This is a genomic window from Pleomorphomonas diazotrophica (assembly GCF_002844595.1).
Classification (GTDB): domain Bacteria; phylum Pseudomonadota; class Alphaproteobacteria; order Rhizobiales; family Pleomorphomonadaceae; genus Pleomorphomonas; species Pleomorphomonas diazotrophica.
Genome location: NZ_PJNW01000005.1, coordinates 236,702 through 254,213 on the forward strand (window position 1 = coordinate 236,702; position 17,512 = coordinate 254,213).

Sequence of the window (17,512 nt, forward strand, 5' to 3'; positions counted from 1 at the left end):
GGGACGCCGGGCGCCTTCTCGACGGCACGCCATGACCGACACCGCCGACCTCGCCCCGGACGTACCTACAACGCGCCGCTTCGTCTTCACGACGACGGAGGCCGACGCGCTGGCGCTGGAGGCACTGCTGAAGCCGGCTGACCGCGGCTGGCGCTCGTTCCTAGGCTATATCCTGGCCCTGCCGCCGCTCGTTATCGTCTCCTGGCTGACGCGCGATGCCGAGTGGCCGGTGTGGTTCGCCGCCTTCGGTCTTTGCGGGCTTGCAGCTTGGCAGCTGGCGCGCTTGGTTCTCAAGACAGAGCGATCGCGGGCGGCGCGGCGCCATCCGGTCGGAGCTGGGCGGATCGAGTTTGCCGGCGGCCGCCTTGAAGGCACGATCGGCGGCGTAGCGGTCGACATCCCAACGATGTCCGGCCGTCGCGTCGAGACCGATGTCGGCCATCTCTTCGTTGTCGCCGGCGAAGGGCCGGCGCTGATCCTGCCGCTTTCGGCCTTTGCCGACAGATCTGATCTGACGGCCTTCGCTGCAAAGCTGAAAGGTTAGCCGGGTCAGATCCTAGCACTGATTGCCATGGACCTATTGTCCATGGTCTCAATCCCACGCGCTCCCTAAGATCGGACGTCATCCGCTTGAGGAGGCGCCCAACCGAGGTTTCATCATGGTCCAGCACGGCCAAAGCCAGGGGCAGGCCCGCGCCCCCTCCCAGCGCCAGCTTCGCGTCGGGGAGTTGATCCGTCACGCGCTGGCCGAAATCCTGGCGCGCGGCGAACTCATGGACGACGAAGTGACACGGATGATGGTCACCGTGCCTGAAGTGCGCGTCAGTCCCGACCTGCGCAATGCCACCGTCTACATCACGCCGCTCGGCGGCGGCGAGCCGAAGCAGGCCGAAAAGGCGATGGCTCGCAACGCGCGCTGGCTGCGCGGCCAGGTGGCGCACCGGGTCAATCTCAAGTTCGCGCCCGACCTGACCTTTCGCTACGATGATCGCTTCGACGAGACCGCTCATATCGACGCGATCCTGCATTCCCCCGACGTGGCGCGCGACCTTGACGAGTCCGACCGGGACGACCAGCGAGACGACAAGGACGAGTGACAGTTTCTGTCAGCAGTGGAACTGACGCTTCCTGACGTGATGAGGCGTGAAACTCCTCCTCGACGGACCGCCGAAGCGGCCGCGAGGAGGATGTTCCCCATGACCGACGACCGCATCACATTCCACTACGCGCCGCAGACCCGCGCCTTTGGTACCCGCGTCCTCCTCGAAGAGCTCGGCGTACCCTATGACCTGCATGTCATGGACACCCGAGCCGGCGATCAGTTGAAGCCGGACTATCTCGCCGTTAATCCGATGGGCAAGGTGCCGGCCATCAGTCACCGCGGCAGCGTGGTGACCGAACAGGCCGCCGTCGCCCTCTATCTCGGCGATCTTTTCCCGGAGACCGGTCTGGCTCCGGCTCTCGATGATCCTCGTCGCGGTTCTTACCTGCGCTGGATGGTGTTCTACGGCTCCAGCTTCGAGCCGGCACTGGTCGATCATGCCATGAAGCGTCCGCCGCTGCCCCGATCCACGGCGCCTTACGCCGACTATGAGACGGTGGTCGCCACGGTCAACGAGCAGGTCAGGCGTGCGGCACCCTTCTGGCTCGGCGAGCGCTTCACGGTGGCCGACGTGCTGTGGGGCTCGGCGCTGTTCTGGGTCACCAACTTCGGCATCTTCGAGAAGACGCCAGAGGTTGCCGCCTATATCGAGCGGGTCATCAGCCGCCCGGCCTTCAGAAAGGCGCAGGCCGACGAGGCGGCTCTGATCGCCGCCCGCGACGCTGCCGCTTGAATCAAAGAAGACGGAGAGCGGCCACACCGGCCACCACCAACAGGGCGGCGGCAATGCGCCGCCCGCCGACCTTTTCACCGAAGGCCAGTCGTGACAGCACCAGCGCAAAGATGATCGACGTCTCGCGCAGGGCGGCGACCGGCGCGACGGGCGTCCGCGTCATCGCCCACAATGCGACACCGTAGGAAAGCGTGGTCGCCGCTCCGCCGGCAAGGCCGAGGGCGAGCGTCCGCGCCCGGAGCCGGGGACGCGCGCCGCCGACAAGCGCCATGGTCACGGTGACCAGCCCCGTCAGCACGGCCAGCATCAGCGTGTAGGAGATGGGGGCGCCGGAAAGACGCGCGCCGCTGGCGTCCACCAGAGTATAGGCGGCGATCACCATGGCATTGCAAAGCGCTGCGGCGGCGCCCTTGGCAGCCAGCGGCTGATGGAAAGCGCCCAGCGTGAGCGCCAACACGCCCGCCGAGATCAGGCCGACCGCCAGCCATTCTCCGCCGGCCAGCGTTTCACCGAACAGAATTGCCCCCGACAAGGCGACGACGAGCGGCGCCGCGCCGCGCATCAGGGGATAGGCAATGCTCATGTCGGCGATGCGATAGGCGCGGGCGATCAGCAGATAATAGACGCTCTGCAGCAGCACAGACGCGCCAAGAAATGGCCAGCTCGCCGGAGCCGGCAACGGCAGAAAAGGCAGAACCGCCATCGCGATCAGCCCGGCACCGAGCGCCACCGACAAGGTCATGGAGAGCTTGTCGGCAGCCCCCTTGACGAGCACGTTCCAGCCGGCATGGATGAATGCTGCCGCGAGGATGGCGACAAAGACGCCAGGGGACATTTGTTCTCCGGAAGATTCGCCGGCAACCGGCCATCCCACCTTTTCATGCCAGCGATGCCACCGCAATCTTGCGGGCCTTGCCTTCCCACAGTCCCCGGTGTAGGAGCGGCGCCTTCCGGACGCTTTGTCCGCCGTCTTTTCGCCGCGCCGGGTTCTACTCCCGGTCGGCGCACGCAGGATTCAGGTATGGCACGCAAGAAAAAAGGCACGGTCCACGGCTGGGTGGTGCTCGACAAGCCCTATGGCATGACCTCGACGCAGGCGGTCGGCGCCATGAAGCGCATCTTCGGCACGCCCAAGGCCGGACACGCCGGCACGCTCGACCCGCTTGCCTCGGGCATGCTGCCGATCGCGCTTGGGGAAGCCACCAAGACCGTGCCCTATGTGATGGACGGCGACAAGCTCTACCGCTTCACCGTACGCTGGGGAGCCGAAACCTCGACGGACGACGCCGAGGGCGAGGTGGTCAAGGCCTCCGACCACCGGCCGAGCGCCGACGACATCGACGCCGTGCTCGACGAGTTCGAGGGCGAGATCCTGCAGACACCGCCCGCCTTCTCGGCGATCAAGGTGGACGGCGAGCGGGCCTATGACCTTGCCCGCGCCGGCGAGACGGTCGAGCTGGAGGCGCGGCCGGTGACAGTGCATCGGCTCGATCTCGTCGACTGCCCCGATGCCGATACCGCGGTCTTCGAGGCCGAGTGCGGCAAGGGCACCTATGTGCGCGCCATCGCCCGCGACATGGGCCGGCGTCTCGGCACGGCCGGCCATGTCATCGAGCTTCGGCGGCTCGTCGTCGGGCCATTCGGCGAGGAGGACATGGTGACCATCGACGCGCTGCAGGCGGCGCTGGAAGCGGATGGCGACGCGCTGTCGTTGCTGACGCCGATCGAAGCCGCCCTTGCAGGCTTGCCGCAGCTGGACGTCACCTCCGATCAGGCAGTCCGGCTCCGGAACGGCAACCCCGTGCTGCTGCGCGGACGCGACGCGCCGGTCGAAGAGGAGGCGGTCGGCGTGTTCGAGCGCGGCCGACTGATGGCCATTGCCAAGGTGGAGCATGGCGAGCTGAAACCGGTCCGGTTGATCCTGCCGGACTGAGGCAGGCGGTCCTTCTCCGGCTCCGGATTGCCGCTGGCATTCGGACGCTTTTTCCTGTAGAGAAACCGCAACCTGATCATACAGGTTGCGCCGACCCGGCTGGACGACATCCCGGCCGGGCCATTTTTGCTATCCAACGACAAGGAGTCACCGATGTCGATCACTGCCGAGCGCAAGGCCGCTCTCATCAAGGAATATGCCACCCTCGAGGGCGACACCGGTTCGCCGGAAGTCCAGGTGGCGATCCTGTCCGAGCGCATCGCCAACCTCACCGAGCATTTCAAGAGCCACGTCAAGGACAACCACTCCCGCCGCGGCCTTCTGAAGCTGGTGAGCCAGCGTCGTCAGCTTCTGGACTACCTGAAGCGCAAGGACGCCTCGCGTTATGCCGCGCTGATCAGCCGCCTCGGCCTGCGCCGCTGACGGTTTCCCGGAAGGGCGGCCCGCCGCCCTTCCCACCCGCCGCTTCGGCCTGCCGAGGCGGCTCCGGTTTCCCGCCGCCCTGAGACGAGGGCGTGGGTCCGCCCGCAGAAGCGGGCAAGAACGACAGGCGCCGTCGCCCCGCCGGGGTGAGCGCCGCTCCGGCGTGTTCCGCACCCTGGGGCAGGATTGCCAGACGCTCCCGATATGGGAGGAGCGTCTCGTCGTCTTGCCCGTGGGCCGCGCGCCGGACCAGACAAGAACGGAACAAACGCATGTTCGATATTCAGAAAGTCGAGATCGACTGGGCCGGCCAGAAGCTGACCCTCGAGACGGGCCGTATTGCCCGCCAGGCCGATGGCGCGGTGCTCGCGACGCTCGGCGAAACGTCGGTCCTCGCCACCGTGGTCTCCGCCAAGGAGCCGAAGCCCGGCCAGGACTTCTTCCCGCTGACCGTCAACTACCAGGAAAAGGCCTTCGCGGCCGGCAAGATTCCCGGCGGCTACTTCAAGCGCGAAGGCCGCCCGGCCGAGCACGAGACGCTGATCTCCCGCCTGATCGACCGCCCGATCCGCCCGCTGTTCCCCGATGGCTACAAGTGCGACACCCAGGTGATCGTCACCGTGCTCAGCCATGACATGGAGAACTCGCCCGACGTTCTCGCCATGGTCGCCGCCTCGGCAGCGCTCACCATTTCCGGCGTGCCCTTCATGGGCCCGGTCGGCGCGGCTCGCGTCGGCCTGATCGAGGGCGCCTACGTCCTCAACCCGCCGGTCGACAAGATGGCCGACAGCAAGCTCGACCTCGTCGTCGCTGGTACGGGCGATGCCGTGCTGATGGTGGAATCGGAAGCCCAGGAGCTCGACGAAGACACCATGCTGGGCGCCGTGATGTTCGGTCACCGCGGCTTCCAGCCGGTGATCGACGCCATCATTCGCCTTGCCGAGCGCGCCGCCAAGGAGCCGCGCGAGTTCGTCGCCAAGGACGTATCCGAGGTCGAGCAGGCCGTGCTGGCCATCGCCGAGCAGGACCTGCGCGCCGCCTACAAGATCACCGCCAAGCAGGAGCGTTACGCCGCCGTCGACGCCGCCCGCGCCAAGGTGATGGGCGAGTTGTTCCCGGAAGGCGCCGAGCCGCGCTTCGACAAGGAGACGGTCTCCAACGTCTTCCACGACCTGCAGGCCAAGATCGTCCGCTGGAACATCCTGGACACTGGTAGCCGCATCGACGGCCGCGACCTCAAGACCGTGCGTCCGATCGTCGCCCAGGTGGGCGTGCTGCCGCGCGCTCACGGTTCGGCGCTGTTCACCCGCGGCGAGACGCAGGCCCTCGTGGTTGCCACCCTCGGTACCGGCGAGGACGAGCAGTTCATCGAGACGCTGGAAGGCACCCGCAAGGAACGCTTCCTGCTTCACTACAACTTCCCGCCCTTCTCGGTCGGCGAGACCGGCCGCATGGGTTCGCCCGGCCGCCGCGAGATCGGCCATGGCAAGCTTGCCTGGCGCGCCATTCATCCGGAGCTGCCGGCCCATCACGAGTTCCCCTACACCATTCGTCTGGTGTCGGAGATCACCGAGTCCAACGGCTCGTCGTCGATGGCCACCGTCTGCGGCTCCTCGCTGGCCCTCATGGATGCCGGCGTGCCGCTGAAGGCGCCGACCGCCGGCATCGCCATGGGCCTCATCAAGGAGGGTGACCGCTTCGCGGTTCTCTCCGACATCCTCGGCGACGAAGATCACCTCGGCGACATGGACTTCAAGGTGGCCGGCACGGCCGCTGGCATCACCTCGCTGCAGATGGACATCAAGATCACCGGCATCACCGAGGAGATCATGAAGGTCGCCCTCGCCCAGGCCAAGGGCGGTCGCGAGCACATCCTCGGCGAGATGTCCAAGGCGCTGACTGGCGCCCGCGCCTCGATCGGCGAGCATGCTCCGCGCATCGAAGTGATGAAGATCAACCCCGACAAGATCCGCGAAGTGATCGGCTCGGGCGGCAAGGTCATCCGCGAGATCGTCGAGAAGACCGGCGCCAAGATCGACATCCAGGACGACGGCACCGTCAAGTTCGCCTCGTCGGACCTGAAGGCGATCACCGCCGCCATGAACTGGGTGAAGGGCATCGCAGCCGAGCCGGAAATCGGCGCCATCTATGAAGGCACCGTGGTGAAGTGCGTCGACTTCGGCGCCTTCGTCAACTTCTTCGGCACCCGCGACGGCCTCGTCCACGTGTCCCAGCTCGCCCCGCAGCGCGTCCAGAACGTCAAGGACGTCGTCAAGGAAGGCGACAAGGTGTGGGTCAAGCTGATGGGCTTCGACGAGCGCGGCAAGGTGCGCCTGTCGATGAAGGTGGTCGACCAGGCCACCGGCCAGGAAATCAAGCAGGACGAGAAGGCCGAGCCGAAGGGCGAGTGACCTCCGTTTCTTGAATGACAATGGCGGCCGGCGCGACACATCGCGTCGGCCGCTTTTTTCCGCCTTGGGTGCCAGCATGCCTCCGGCCCTCAGTCTTTCCTCTTCGCACGCGGGCGCCGCTTGGTGCCGGAAGCCGCTTCGCGGCTTCGGAGGACGTTCTGTTTGCAGCCTTCCGCACTTGACAGCGGACTGCCGCTGGCCCTTGATGCGCGCCGACGAAAGCGCCGCGAGACGGCGGCATCCAGGACGTGAATCCATGCTGGTCAAGACCGACGATCTGCCTCACGAAGTCCGCTACACCAAGACCGACGCCATCATCTCGGCGGTCGGGGCGACCTTGCTGATCGTCTCGGAAATGCTGGGGGCCATCGTGGCTTTCGCTTGGGCGATCGGCAGCATGCTCGGACTTGGTGAGACGCCGATCCTCATCTTCATCGGCGTCATGGCCATTCCTGGTCTGGTTCTATCGCTGACGCTCACCCGACGCATCCTGCGCGTCGAGCATTCCTTGCGCGACAGCGGCAGCTTCTGACCTCAGGGGTCAGTCCAGCGATCCTCCTGCGATCTGCTTCAGGGCGTGGTGACACGCCCTTTTCGCTTGATTCAGCCCTTCCGGACCTAAGGACTAACGCGGACCCCAAGAGCTCGCGCCGAGGCTCAATTGTAGTCAGACGCGTTCCCACGACGTCGGCGCGGAGTGGCGGAAACGCCCCCATCGGCTTGATCTCAGCGGCCTTTTTGGAAATGGGGAGATGTTGCAGGCCTTGAAACTTTTCGCTTACCGAAAGGTGCAATTCAGTCGCATCTGTAAAATGTCCACGTTGTCATAGTCCCAAAACCTGCTATTTCCCCAGACGTGGGGTGATGCCTCACGCAGGAGAGCCGGATGATTTTTCCGCGGGAACTTGTTGCCAGAATTGACGCCAGCCTTGCTCGGAGCCAGACCGCTCCGGCACCTTCGGACGGCCTCGACGAGATCGCCATCGTGGCGCTGGGTCTGGCCAAGGGCGACCGAGACGTGGCACGGGGTCTCATCCTCAACGATTTCGAGGATTGGCTGTCGCGCACGGGCCGCCTGAACTCCAGCTACAGCTTCACAAGCTACCCCCAGTTTCAGAAGGGCAAGCGGCGGGCGAGCCTGTTCGGCGCCCTTGCCTGGACCTATCTGCTGCCGAAGCGCACGATCTCCCTGCACCAGTACGCGTGAAAGGCTTAGCGTTCGCCGCGGCGATAGGGCTGCATCAGCGCCTGCGGCACGCGAGCATGCCGCGCCATGACGCAAAGCGCTACGATGGACAGGATGTAGGGCGTCATCAGAAACAGCTGATAGGGCACACCATCCACCACCGTTTGCAGCCGCAACTGAAAAGCGTCGAAGAAGGCGAACAGCAGCGCGCCGAACAAGGCCCGTCCCGGCCGCCACGAGGCGAAGACCACAAGGGCGATTGAGATCCAGCCACGCCCCTGAACCATGGTCGGGAAGAAGCTGTTGAAGGCCGACAGCGTCAGAAAAGCGCCGCCCACCGCCATCAAAGCCGACCCCACGATCACCGCGCCATAGCGAACCGCCATGGGATCGACGCCCTGTGCCTCGGCGGCGTGCGGATTTTCGCCAGTCATGCGGATGGCGAGACCGAGCGGCGTGCGGAAGATGGCATAGGCAAGCCCGAGGGCAAGCAGCAGCGCCAGATAGGTTGGCGGCGTCTGCGCCGAGAGTACCGGCCCGATGAAGGGAAGGTCGGCAAGGCCCGGTACGCTCAGCGGCGCGAAAGGCTCAATGGTCGGCGGCGAACCGGAAAGCGGGACTAGCAAACGGAACAGGTAATAGCTGAGGCTTGATGCGAACAGCGTGACGCCGAGGCCGGACACGTGCTGCGAGAGGCCGAGCGTCACGGTAAGCGCCGCATGCAACAGCCCGAAGACGGCGCCAGAGAGTGCCGCAACCAACAGGCCGGTCCAGAGATCGGCACCCTGGTAAACGGCGAGCCAGCCGATCATGGCGCCAAAGGTCATGATGCCCTCGATGCCAAGGTTGAGCACGCCTGCCCGCTCGCAGAGCAGCGCACCGAGCGTGCCGAAGATCAATGGCGTGGCGATCCGAAGCACGGCCGCCCAAAGACCTATCGAGGCGACGATGTCGAGGACGATGCTCATCGACGTATCCTGTATTGGGCGAAGAACACCGCCACCAACATGGTGATCAGCGACAGCGCGACCGTGACGTCGGCGATATAGGTCGGGATCTTCAACGCCCGGCTCATGCCGTCGGCGCCGACGAACATCGTGGCGGTGAACAACGCGGCCAGCACGACGCCTAGGGGGTGGAGGCCGGCCAGCATGGCGACGACGATGCCGGAGTAGCCGAAGCCCGGCGAGAGATCGGTGGTGACGTAACCCTTGACGCCCAGCACCTCGACCGCGCCAGCGAGCCCGGCAAGGCCACCCGAGAGGCAGGCGACCAGAAGCAACGTTCGGGCAAGCGGCACACCGGCGAAAACGGCGCCTTCGGGACTGAGGCCGGCGGCGCGCGATTTCAGGCCGAAGACGGTGCGGCTCTGCACGATGTGGATGACGACGGCCAGTACGAGAGCAATGCCGAAGCCCCAATGCAGGCGCGAGCGGGCCACCAGCTTCGGCAGCATCGCAGCATCGGAGACCGATTGGCTCTGCGGCCAGCCGAAGGCCAAAGGATCCTTGAGCGGCCCGTCGATCAGCATGGAGACGAAGAGCACGGCGACGAAGTTGAGCAGCAGGCTGGTCACCACTTCGTCGACGGAGAACCTCAATCTCAGCCACAGCGGGAGGATCAGCAGCAGCATGCCGGCGATGGCGCCGGTGAAGAGCAGCAGAGGTATCGAAAGGTAGCCGGGAGCTTCCGCCAGGAGCCGCGAACCGACTGCCGCCACCGCGATGGCGCCGAGATAGAACTGCCCCTCACCGCCGATATTCCAGACACGGGCGCGGAAGGCAACGGCGGCGGCAAGGCCGGTGAGCATCAGCGGGGTCGCCCGCGTCAGCGTCTCGGTGGCCGACAGACGAGAGCCGAAGGCGCCGACCAGGATGCGCCAGTAAGCTTCAAAAACAGGGGCACCGGCGGCAGCAATCAGCAGGCCGGAAAGCGCCAGCGCGGCGGCAACGGCAAGAAGGGGGGTCAGGACGACCAGGAAAAGCGGGCGATGCTCACGGCGTTCAAAGCGCATCAGGCCGCCTCTTTCTTCCAGGCGCCGGCCATCATCAGGCCCAGCGCGCGTGCGTCCACCTCGTCGGCCGACACCGGCGGCGACAGGCGACCGCCGACGATGGCCTGGATGCGATCGGCAAGGGCGATTACCTCGTCGAGATCTTCGGAAATCAGCAGCACGGCCGTTCCGGCCTTTCTGGCATCGAGGATGCGAGCATGCACGGCGGCAACGGCGCCTTCGTCGAGGCCGCGCGCCGGCTGGGCGGCGATCAGGATGCGTGGGTGCTCGGCAAGGTTCCGCCCGAGGATCAGCTTCTGCATGTTGCCGCCCGACAGGAGGCGCGTGCGGGTGAGCGGGCCGCCACCGCGCACGTCGAAGCTCCGGACAATGGCGTCGGCAAAAGCGACGGCCGCGCTGCGATTGACTAGACCTCGCCGGGAAAAGCGCGGTTCGTCGATGCGTTCCAGCACAGCGTTTTCCCAGACCGCCATCTCGCCGATCGCCCCCTCTCGGGTGCGGTCCTCGGGAATGCGACCAATACCCGAAGCCACGGTCTCGGCCACCGAGAGATCACCTACCCCCTCGCCATAAAGCAGGATATCGCCAGAGCTGCGGAGCAGCGTGCCGGACAGCAGCCCGGCGAGGGCCGCCTGACCGTTGCCGGAGACGCCGATGATGCCGAGTATCTCGCCGGCATGCAGACGGAAGCTGATCTCTCTCAGGCGGTCGACGCCATCGACGCGAACCGAAACGGCCGCAGCCTCCAGCACGGGCGCGCCGCGTTCGTGCGCTTCCCGCACCGGTCGGGCCACCCTGTGGCCAACCATCAGTTCGGCCAGCTCGGCCTTGGAGGTCTCTCCCGCGCGGCGCTCGGCCACCAGCTTGCCGCCGCGCAGCACGACCACCCTGTCGGCGGCGGCCATCACCTCGTCGAGCTTGTGCGAGATGAAGATCAGCGACAGGCCCTGTCGAGCCATTTCCTTCAGCGTGGCGAACAGCGTCTCCGCCTCAAGGTTGGTCAGCACCGCCGTCGGTTCGTCGAGGATCAGAATGCGCGCGTCATTGTAGAGCGCCTTCAGGATCTCGACGCGCTGCTGCTCGCCGACCGACAGGTCGCCGAGGCGGGCATCGGGATCCACGACAAGGCCGAAGCGCTCGGCGAGCGCTTTCAGCTTTGCTCTTGCGCGGCCGGTTTGCGAGCGCCAGGACCACAGCTTCTCGGTGCCGGTCATGACATTTTCCAGCACCGTAAGGTTGGGCGCCAACGAGAAATGCTGATGGACCATGCCGATGCCGGCATGGATGGCGGCGCGTGGCCGGCCGGGCGGCAGGTCGACCCCGGCAACGCGGATATGCCCCTCGTCGGGCACATAATGACCGAACAGGATGCTCATCAGGGTGGTCTTGCCGGCGCCGTTCTCGCCGAGCAGCGCGACGATCTCGCCTCGCCCCAGCGTCAACGAGATGGCGTCGTTGGCCTTGTTGCCGCCGAAGCTCTTGCTGACGCGATCGATTTCCAGAACGGTTTCGGTCATGACGACAATCCTGCGACGTCGAAGCGGTGCTGCCAGCGCCCCTCCCGCTCGAGCGCCATGGCGAGCGAAAGGAGCCGACGGTCGCCTCCGAGCGGTGCAAAGAGTTGCACGGGCAGCGGCAACCCATCGGCATCGGCGCCGAAAGGCACGGTCAACGCCGGAAAGCCCGAGATGTTGGCTAGCGCCGCGAGCGGAGCCAGGGAGACCATGCGGTTGATGTGAAGGTCGGTGTCGTCATGATCGGATGGAAAAGACCCGATCGGCGGCGGCGCCTTGGTCAGCATGGGCGTGATCAGGATATCGACCCGGTCGAACAACCGCCAAAGATTGCGGGACACCAAGACGCCGGCTGTCTGCGAGCGCCAAAGGCTAGCAGCGGAAAGCGCCCTGCCGCGCGCGGCGAAAGCCTGTGTCAAGCGTTCCGCCAGCGAGAAGTCTATCCCATCGGTTTCCGAGAGAACCGCCAGATTGGTGGAAACGAGGTCATAGAAGAGACGGGTCGAGGCAGCCGTCATGGTCGCGAGATCCGACCAAGCGACCGGCACGAGCCTGTGGCCGCCGGCTTCAAGCAGCCGGCCCGCCGCTTCGATGGCGGCAGACCGTTCCGGCGTCGTCGGAAAAACCGGTCCCGTCTCGGACAGAATACCGATCCTGAGCGGCTCCACCTTTGCTTCTGCCAGGGCAACGTCGGCGAACGGACCGCGCGTTGCGCCGGCGACGATGGACAACAGGCTGGCACAGTCACGAACGCTGCGCGATACACAGAGTTCGGAGGCGATGCCGCCGAGATGATTGCCGAAGCCCGGGCCGGCGGGCATGACGCCCCGGCTCGGCTTCAGGCCGACGAGACCACAGCAGGCCGCCGGCACCCGGATGGATCCTCCGGCATCGGTGGCATGCGCGATGGCGACGATGCCGGCGGCAACGGCCGCCGCTGCGCCGCCGGACGAACCGCCGGGCGTGCGGGCGGGATCGAGCGGATTGCGCGCGATCGGACCGATCGCCGGCTCGCTGGCCAGGGCCAACCCGAACTCCGGGGCCGTGGTCAGGCCGAAGGGCAAAAGACCGGCCGAGCGGAAGCGGCTGCCAAGGTCGGAATCGGGCGCATCGCCCCCCTGTCTGGAGAACAGCCGCGACCCCGCCGCCACCGGCAACCCGGCGAAAGGACCGCCGAGGTCCTTGGCCAGCGTCGGAACGCCGCCGAACGGCCGGGAAGCGAAGCGATCCGGATCGGTGCGGCGCTCGGCATCGGCCTTCGCCGCCGCCCGCCGCCCCAGTTCGGCGTCAACATGGCAGACCGCGCCGAGATCGGCACGCGACGCGACGGCGGCAAGCGAGGCCGCCATGGCCTCGGCTGCGGTGAGGCGACCGTCACGGATCGCCCCGGCCAGCATTGTCGCGTCGTGGATCATAAGCCGGTTTACTTTGGCTCGGCAGCGTCGCGCGGCACCTCGAAGGCGCCGGACTTGATCTTCGCCCGCACCTCCTCCATGGCCGCCTCGGCATCGGCCGGCGCCACGCCCTTGGCATAGGCGATGTCGCTGCCGCCTTCCTTCATCAGGCCGAAGGCGGTGTAGTCCTTGCCGACCGGCTTGCCGGCGGCAGCATCGGCGATGGCCGCGTTGAGGATCGGCCGGAAGCCCCAGAGGGCATTGGCGAAGACGGTGTCGGGGTAGCGCGGAGTATAGTCGATCAGCGAGCCGACCGCCTTGATGCCGCGCTCCTTGGCCGCGTCGGCCGTGCCGATACGCTCGCCGAACAGAATGTCGGCGCCGGCGTCGATCTGGGCGAGACCGGCCTCGCGCGCCTTCGGCGGATCGAAGAAGGTGCCGATGAAGGTGACGAGGTGCTTGGCCTCCGGATTGACCGCCTTGACGCCGGCCGCGAAGGCGTTGATCAGCATGTTCACTTCGGGAATCGGCATGGCACCGACCGAGCCGACGACATTCGACTTGGTCATCTTGCCGGCCAGCATGCCGGCGAGATAGGCGCCGTCATGGTTCCAGGTACCGAAGACGCCGAAATTGTCGCCGGTCGCGGCACCCGACGAGCCGAGCACGAAAGCGGTCTCGGGATAGTCGGCAGCCACCTGACGGGCCTCCTTCTCGACGGCGTAGGCCTCGCCGATGATCAGCTCGTTGCCGGCTTCGGCATATTCGCGCATGGCGCGCGGATAGTCGGTACCCGATACGCCCTCGGAGAAGGTGTATTCGATGGCGCCGTCGGCGGCTGCGTCCTGCAATGCCTTGTGCAGGCAGGAATTCCAGGCATTTTCCACCGGCGAGGCGTGAATGCCCGCCACCTTCAGCGGCGTGGCGGCGCGAACCGGCAGGATGAGGCCGCCGACGCCGAGCGCAAGGCCCGACGCCAGAACGGCGCGGCGGGAAAGACGATAGTCCCTGGTCATGGTGGTCCCTCTGGCTTTTTTGATTATTTTGAAAGCCGTATCAGTGCCCAAACTTTTGTCAAGTTATCAGAAGGCGCAAGTTTGGGCATGCGGGGAGATCGGCCAGCGGATCTTCACTTCCGGATGCGCCTTTCACGAAATGCTCGCATGAGATCAACCGACGCGCAGGAGATCGAGTGCCCGGATATCCGCCTCGTTGTGCGGTCCGCCCATTCCGCCCGGGCTGATGTAGGTGGCGTTTGACGCGAGATAGCTCATGTTGAAAAAATCGGCGATCTCCACTCGGCAGCGCCCCGCCGGGAGGGTCAGCGATAGGGTTGTCGAGCGTCGGAGGGGATTGACGGGCGTCATATGCGGCATCTGCACGATGCCCATGGCGAGCTGCCGTCCGTCCTCAGCGAACACCGTCACCCTGTTCACGGCGTTGGTGACGCCGGTCTGGATATGGAAGCTGTGGTTCCGGTAGAGAAGCGCCAGCCGGTAATCACCGGCTTCGTGCACCGCGACGTCGGTAAAGACCAGGCGACCGTCCCGCCATTCGACGCCAGCGCTATCAACTCCGACCGTCAGGACGGCGTCCGCCTCGATGGCAGCCTCGAGCGACGGATGCGACGCATTGCCGCTTCCCTCGAAGCGCGCGACGACACGATAGGCGCGGCGGATACCCGGCCGCAGAGGTACCGGATCGCGCCAGCCCGTTTCGGCAAGATCGGCGACCGCCACCTCCCCGTCCCGCAGCACGGTGAAGAGGAGAGCCTCGTTTCGGCCGGAACGCGGTGGCTGCCCCTCGAAATGCAGCCGCACCCGCCCGTCCTCGACGACCAGATCGGTGATGACAGGTTCGCGCGGCGAGAAGATGCGCGGGTCGTCGTGGGTGGCGACGTCGACGACCGGGATCAGCGACAGCCTGGACTCGTCGGGAACGAGCTCGCCAAAGAACACCTCGATCCGATTGTCGTCCCACAGTCGAGCATCGGCGATGACGCCCGTTACGGGCTGGCCATTGAGACGCAGCTCGCGCACCGGGTAGTGCCCTCGCTCCGCGAGGCGCGGCGGCAGATGAAGCACGATGGCAATGCGCCGGCCGTGATGGTCGAGGCCGGACAACTCCGCCTTGTCGCCGAGCCGGTCACGGACATGCTCGGTGAGGAAGGGAGCGAGGAGAAGACCGCCAGCTTGCGGACGGTAGCCGAAGATGGCCTTGGTCACCATGCCGAGATAGCCGCCGACGGACCAGAGCTGTCGCGCCGAGGAAATTTGTGGGCCGTCGTCAAACCATGTCAGGCCGGTCAGCCACTCCTGGTTCTCGACATTGTCGAGATTGAGCGCGGCGGCGCGAACGAGCGAGTCGAAGGCATGATCGAAGGCGGCGACGGCGCCGACTTCCGCTGCGGCGAGCAACTCGTAAGCGGTGACAAATGGCCAGATGGCGCGATTGTGGTAGCAGAAGACGTCCGGCTGGGCCGGATAATAGACCGGCACGCCGAAGGGAACATGCGGATAGGTGGCGAGAATCCGCCGCGCCCGCTCACGCCCGGCAACGCCGGTCAGGATCGCGAGCGACAGGCCGAGCATGTCGAACTTCTCGACCGGGCGGGCCGGACTGTCGGGCGTGGTGATCGAGGCGTAGAGCCCCTTCCCTTCTAGCCAGAAGCCGCGATCGATGGCGGCGGTCAGATCGACGGCCCAGTCGGCATAACGATCGGCCAACGCCTTGTCGCCGCGTTCGCCGGCAAGGCGCGCCGCAAGATTGAGCGCCTTGTAATGGCAGACGTTGGTGGACAGCGCCTTGGAACTGGCGATGGCGGTGAGGTCGTCGATCACCCAAGGCGCATAGGTCTGGTCGCGCCAGTCGAGGAAGGATTGCTCACCGCGATAGAGGCCGTCGGCGGCATCGAAGGCGGCGAGGCGGTCGGCCTCGATGGTGCCGGACAGCGCGCGGAACGCGGTCTCGGCGAAGGCTGCGCGAGCATCGCCATGGAGGCTGTCGAGCAACGCCTCGGCGCCGAAGGCCCAGGAGACTCGGTCGGTGCTGACCGGCCAACTGCCGCCGGAGCCGGTGTCCTGCACGATCTGCAAGCTGTCCGCCGGCAGCTCCTCGGGCAAGGCGAGACCGTCGCGGAACGGGCTGACCTTGTAGAGAAGCGTGGTAGCGACCCGTTCGGGATCGAGAGCGGCGAGCCCGAGATGGGCGGCATAGGAGACGTCGCGCGTCCAGACATAGGTCCACTTTTCGCCTGTCTGGAAGCATTCGCAAGGGATGGGTTCGCCATGGCGATAGGCGCCGTCGCGGATCGACGACACGGCGTTGAGCCGGGCGTCGTCGATCGCCTGCGCGAAGAGCGCATCGAAAAGCGGCGAGCCCGTCATCGCGCGAGGTTTCGCGGCGCCTTCCTCGATCCGCCTGTAGCGCGACGGGTTGTCACGCCGCTCGGCCGTCGTCGTCAGCTCGAAGATCCGCCCGCCGGCAGATGTCGCGACCCTGACATCGACCGTTTCGTCATGTCCGAACAACTCGGTGGGATAGGGCGGGAAGGATAGGCTTTCCTCGCGCATGGGCGTCTCCAGCGGCGGGTGAATCGGAACGGCGCTCTCCACCAAGCTTTACGCCGGTCCGCCGCCGCCCGGAACGACGATCGTCGCGGTGCCATCAGCCGACGCGGAAGCCATCGCTGTCGCGGCCAACCAGTTCCCAGGGCCAGATTTCCTGGATGAGGGCGTTGCCGTAGCTCTCGGCAAAGCGCGGCATGGAGGCAAGCAGCGCCTCTGCGAGGCGACGACCGAGGCCGTAGAGGTCGAGCCGGAAGCAGGTGAGCGGCGGCGCCATGAACTGGGCGATGGCCGTGTCGGTCGAGCAACTGAGGATCGCCACGTCGCGGCCGGGCTGAAGGCCGGCCTCCGACAGGCAGGCATAGGCACCAACCACCGCCCGATAATGGGGAAAGATCACCGCCGTCGGCGGCTCCGCCATGGCAAGGAACTCGGTCATCGCCTTGTAACCGCCCTCCTCATGCGTGTCGGCCTTGATCATCAGCGCCTCGTCGACGGCAAGACCGTGGCCGACCAGTTCCCGCCGGTAGGCATCCTGCAGCATGGTATCGAGCCGATAGCCGGGATCGCCGGTGACCAGTGCGACGCGGTGGTGGCCGAAGCCGGCGAGCCGGTCGATGGCGGCACGCATGGCGAAGTCGAAATCGAGGTCCATCCAAGGATGGCTACCGCCCGACCAAGAGCGCCCCATGGTGGCGAAGGGAAAACTGCGGCCCGCGAGATAATCGAGGCGAGGATCATTGTCGCGCGTTTCGGCCAGGATCAGGGCGTCGGCCTGCCGCCGCTCGACGATCCGCTTCACGCGATCGAGCATGTCGAGATCGGGCTTGTTCAGGTGGATGACGAGGTCGAGGCCATGCTCGGCGAACTGATCCTGAATGCCGCGCGACAGCTCCATGAAGAACATGGTGTCGGTCTTGGAGGTGAGATCGGTGGAAAGCAGCAGCGCCACGACGTTGAGCGTGCCCTGGCGGAGGCTGCGCCCAGCCTGATCCGGCGCGTAGCCGAGCCTTGCTGCCGCCTCCAGCACGCGCTTGCGCGTTTCGGCATTCACCTCCGGATGACCGTTGAGCGCTCGCGACACCGTGCCGATGGAAATGTTGAGATGGCGCGCCAGCTCCTTGATGCCCAATCCTTGTCCTCCAATTCACAGCGCCGGAGCTCATTTCCGTCTTCCGCGCCGACGTTCAGCAAGCTCCGACATGCGATCAATAGACGGAAGGTCCGGCGCCGTCG

Annotated in this window: 16 protein-coding genes; 8 read left to right on the top strand and 8 right to left on the bottom strand. The window is 66.1% G+C overall.

Annotated elements, in window-relative coordinates; translation table 11 throughout:
• Positions 1-31: 31 nt before the first annotated feature.
• The 3 genes from CXZ10_RS09245 (at position 32) to CXZ10_RS09255 (ending at position 1,835) form a co-directional block, all read left to right on the top strand.
• A complete protein-coding gene (locus CXZ10_RS09245) occupies positions 32-544 on the top strand; it encodes a hypothetical protein (RefSeq protein ID WP_101288853.1) in 513 nt (170 codons plus the stop codon).
• A 115-nt stretch (positions 545-659) separates the two neighbouring features.
• Entirely contained in the window at positions 660-1,097 is a 438-nt protein-coding gene (rbfA, locus tag CXZ10_RS09250) for a 30S ribosome-binding factor RbfA (RefSeq protein WP_101288854.1), read from the top strand.
• A gap of 99 nt (positions 1,098-1,196) precedes the next feature.
• A complete protein-coding gene (locus CXZ10_RS09255; protein ID WP_101288855.1) occupies positions 1,197-1,835 on the top strand; it encodes a glutathione S-transferase family protein in 639 nt (212 codons plus the stop codon).
• Between the two features lies 1 nt (position 1,836).
• On the opposite strand, the gene CXZ10_RS09260 is transcribed toward CXZ10_RS09255, so the two are convergent.
• Positions 1,837-2,670, bottom strand: coding sequence for an EamA family transporter (locus CXZ10_RS09260; RefSeq protein WP_101288856.1), 834 nt, complete (start codon positions 2,668-2,670; stop codon positions 1,837-1,839).
• Positions 2,671-2,856: 186 nt separating this feature from the next.
• On the opposite strand from CXZ10_RS09260, the gene truB reads away from it, so the two are divergent.
• The 5 genes from truB (at position 2,857) to CXZ10_RS09285 (ending at position 7,809) form a co-directional block, all read left to right on the top strand.
• A complete protein-coding gene (gene truB, locus CXZ10_RS09265; protein WP_101288857.1) occupies positions 2,857-3,768 on the top strand; it encodes a tRNA pseudouridine(55) synthase TruB in 912 nt (303 codons plus the stop codon).
• Between the two features lie 153 nt (positions 3,769-3,921).
• Positions 3,922-4,191: a 30S ribosomal protein S15 gene (gene rpsO / locus CXZ10_RS09270; RefSeq protein WP_101288858.1), complete on the top strand. Its 270-nt coding sequence runs from the start codon at positions 3,922-3,924 to the stop codon at positions 4,189-4,191.
• Between the two features lie 272 nt (positions 4,192-4,463).
• Positions 4,464-6,602, top strand: coding sequence for a polyribonucleotide nucleotidyltransferase (pnp, locus tag CXZ10_RS09275; protein WP_101288859.1), 2,139 nt, complete (start codon positions 4,464-4,466; stop codon positions 6,600-6,602).
• A gap of 256 nt (positions 6,603-6,858) precedes the next feature.
• The gene (locus CXZ10_RS09280) at positions 6,859-7,134 is read left to right on the top strand and encodes a hypothetical protein (protein WP_101288860.1); all 276 of its coding nucleotides are present in this window, start codon (positions 6,859-6,861) and stop codon (positions 7,132-7,134) included.
• A gap of 354 nt (positions 7,135-7,488) precedes the next feature.
• The gene (locus CXZ10_RS09285; protein WP_101288861.1) at positions 7,489-7,809 is read left to right on the top strand and encodes a hypothetical protein; all 321 of its coding nucleotides are present in this window, start codon (positions 7,489-7,491) and stop codon (positions 7,807-7,809) included.
• A 5-nt stretch (positions 7,810-7,814) separates the two neighbouring features.
• On the opposite strand, the gene CXZ10_RS09290 is transcribed toward CXZ10_RS09285, so the two are convergent.
• From CXZ10_RS09290 to CXZ10_RS09320, 7 genes are all read right to left on the bottom strand, one after another.
• Positions 7,815-8,756, bottom strand: coding sequence for an ABC transporter permease (locus CXZ10_RS09290; RefSeq protein WP_101288862.1), 942 nt, complete (start codon positions 8,754-8,756; stop codon positions 7,815-7,817).
• Positions 8,753-9,802, bottom strand: a complete 1,050-nt coding sequence (locus CXZ10_RS09295; RefSeq protein ID WP_101288863.1) for an ABC transporter permease — start codon at positions 9,800-9,802, stop codon at positions 8,753-8,755. The genes CXZ10_RS09290 and CXZ10_RS09295 overlap by 4 nt, the downstream gene beginning before the upstream one ends.
• Positions 9,802-11,319, bottom strand: a complete 1,518-nt coding sequence (locus CXZ10_RS09300; RefSeq protein ID WP_101288864.1) for an ABC transporter ATP-binding protein — start codon at positions 11,317-11,319, stop codon at positions 9,802-9,804. Before CXZ10_RS09300 ends, CXZ10_RS09295 begins: the two co-directional genes overlap by 1 nt.
• Entirely contained in the window at positions 11,316-12,731 is a 1,416-nt protein-coding gene (locus tag CXZ10_RS09305) for an amidase (protein WP_101288865.1), read from the bottom strand. The genes CXZ10_RS09300 and CXZ10_RS09305 overlap by 4 nt, the downstream gene beginning before the upstream one ends.
• 8 nt (positions 12,732-12,739) lie before the next feature.
• Positions 12,740-13,726: a BMP family protein gene (locus CXZ10_RS09310; RefSeq protein WP_101288866.1), complete on the bottom strand. Its 987-nt coding sequence runs from the start codon at positions 13,724-13,726 to the stop codon at positions 12,740-12,742.
• A 153-nt stretch (positions 13,727-13,879) separates the two neighbouring features.
• A complete protein-coding gene (locus CXZ10_RS09315; protein WP_101288867.1) occupies positions 13,880-16,282 on the bottom strand; it encodes an MGH1-like glycoside hydrolase domain-containing protein in 2,403 nt (800 codons plus the stop codon).
• Between the two features lie 94 nt (positions 16,283-16,376).
• Positions 16,377-17,408, bottom strand: a complete 1,032-nt coding sequence (locus tag CXZ10_RS09320) for a LacI family DNA-binding transcriptional regulator (protein ID WP_101288868.1) — start codon at positions 17,406-17,408, stop codon at positions 16,377-16,379.
• Positions 17,409-17,512 lie beyond the last annotated feature (104 nt).

Coding starts and splice junctions, on each gene's coding strand:
- CXZ10_RS09245 (WP_101288853.1), top strand. CDS start 32: ATGACCGACACCGCCGACCTCGCCCCGGACGTACCTACAACGCGCCGC.
- rbfA (WP_101288854.1), top strand. CDS start 660: ATGGTCCAGCACGGCCAAAGCCAGGGGCAGGCCCGCGCCCCCTCCCAG.
- CXZ10_RS09255 (WP_101288855.1), top strand. CDS start 1,197: ATGACCGACGACCGCATCACATTCCACTACGCGCCGCAGACCCGCGCC.
- CXZ10_RS09260 (WP_101288856.1), bottom strand. CDS start 2,670: ATGTCCCCTGGCGTCTTTGTCGCCATCCTCGCGGCAGCATTCATCCAT.
- truB (WP_101288857.1), top strand. CDS start 2,857: ATGGCACGCAAGAAAAAAGGCACGGTCCACGGCTGGGTGGTGCTCGAC.
- rpsO (WP_101288858.1), top strand. CDS start 3,922: ATGTCGATCACTGCCGAGCGCAAGGCCGCTCTCATCAAGGAATATGCC.
- pnp (WP_101288859.1), top strand. CDS start 4,464: ATGTTCGATATTCAGAAAGTCGAGATCGACTGGGCCGGCCAGAAGCTG.
- CXZ10_RS09280 (WP_101288860.1), top strand. CDS start 6,859: ATGCTGGTCAAGACCGACGATCTGCCTCACGAAGTCCGCTACACCAAG.
- CXZ10_RS09285 (WP_101288861.1), top strand. CDS start 7,489: ATGATTTTTCCGCGGGAACTTGTTGCCAGAATTGACGCCAGCCTTGCT.
- CXZ10_RS09290 (WP_101288862.1), bottom strand. CDS start 8,756: ATGAGCATCGTCCTCGACATCGTCGCCTCGATAGGTCTTTGGGCGGCC.
- CXZ10_RS09295 (WP_101288863.1), bottom strand. CDS start 9,802: ATGCGCTTTGAACGCCGTGAGCATCGCCCGCTTTTCCTGGTCGTCCTG.
- CXZ10_RS09300 (WP_101288864.1), bottom strand. CDS start 11,319: ATGACCGAAACCGTTCTGGAAATCGATCGCGTCAGCAAGAGCTTCGGC.
- CXZ10_RS09305 (WP_101288865.1), bottom strand. CDS start 12,731: ATGATCCACGACGCGACAATGCTGGCCGGGGCGATCCGTGACGGTCGC.
- CXZ10_RS09310 (WP_101288866.1), bottom strand. CDS start 13,726: ATGACCAGGGACTATCGTCTTTCCCGCCGCGCCGTTCTGGCGTCGGGC.
- CXZ10_RS09315 (WP_101288867.1), bottom strand. CDS start 16,282: ATGCGCGAGGAAAGCCTATCCTTCCCGCCCTATCCCACCGAGTTGTTC.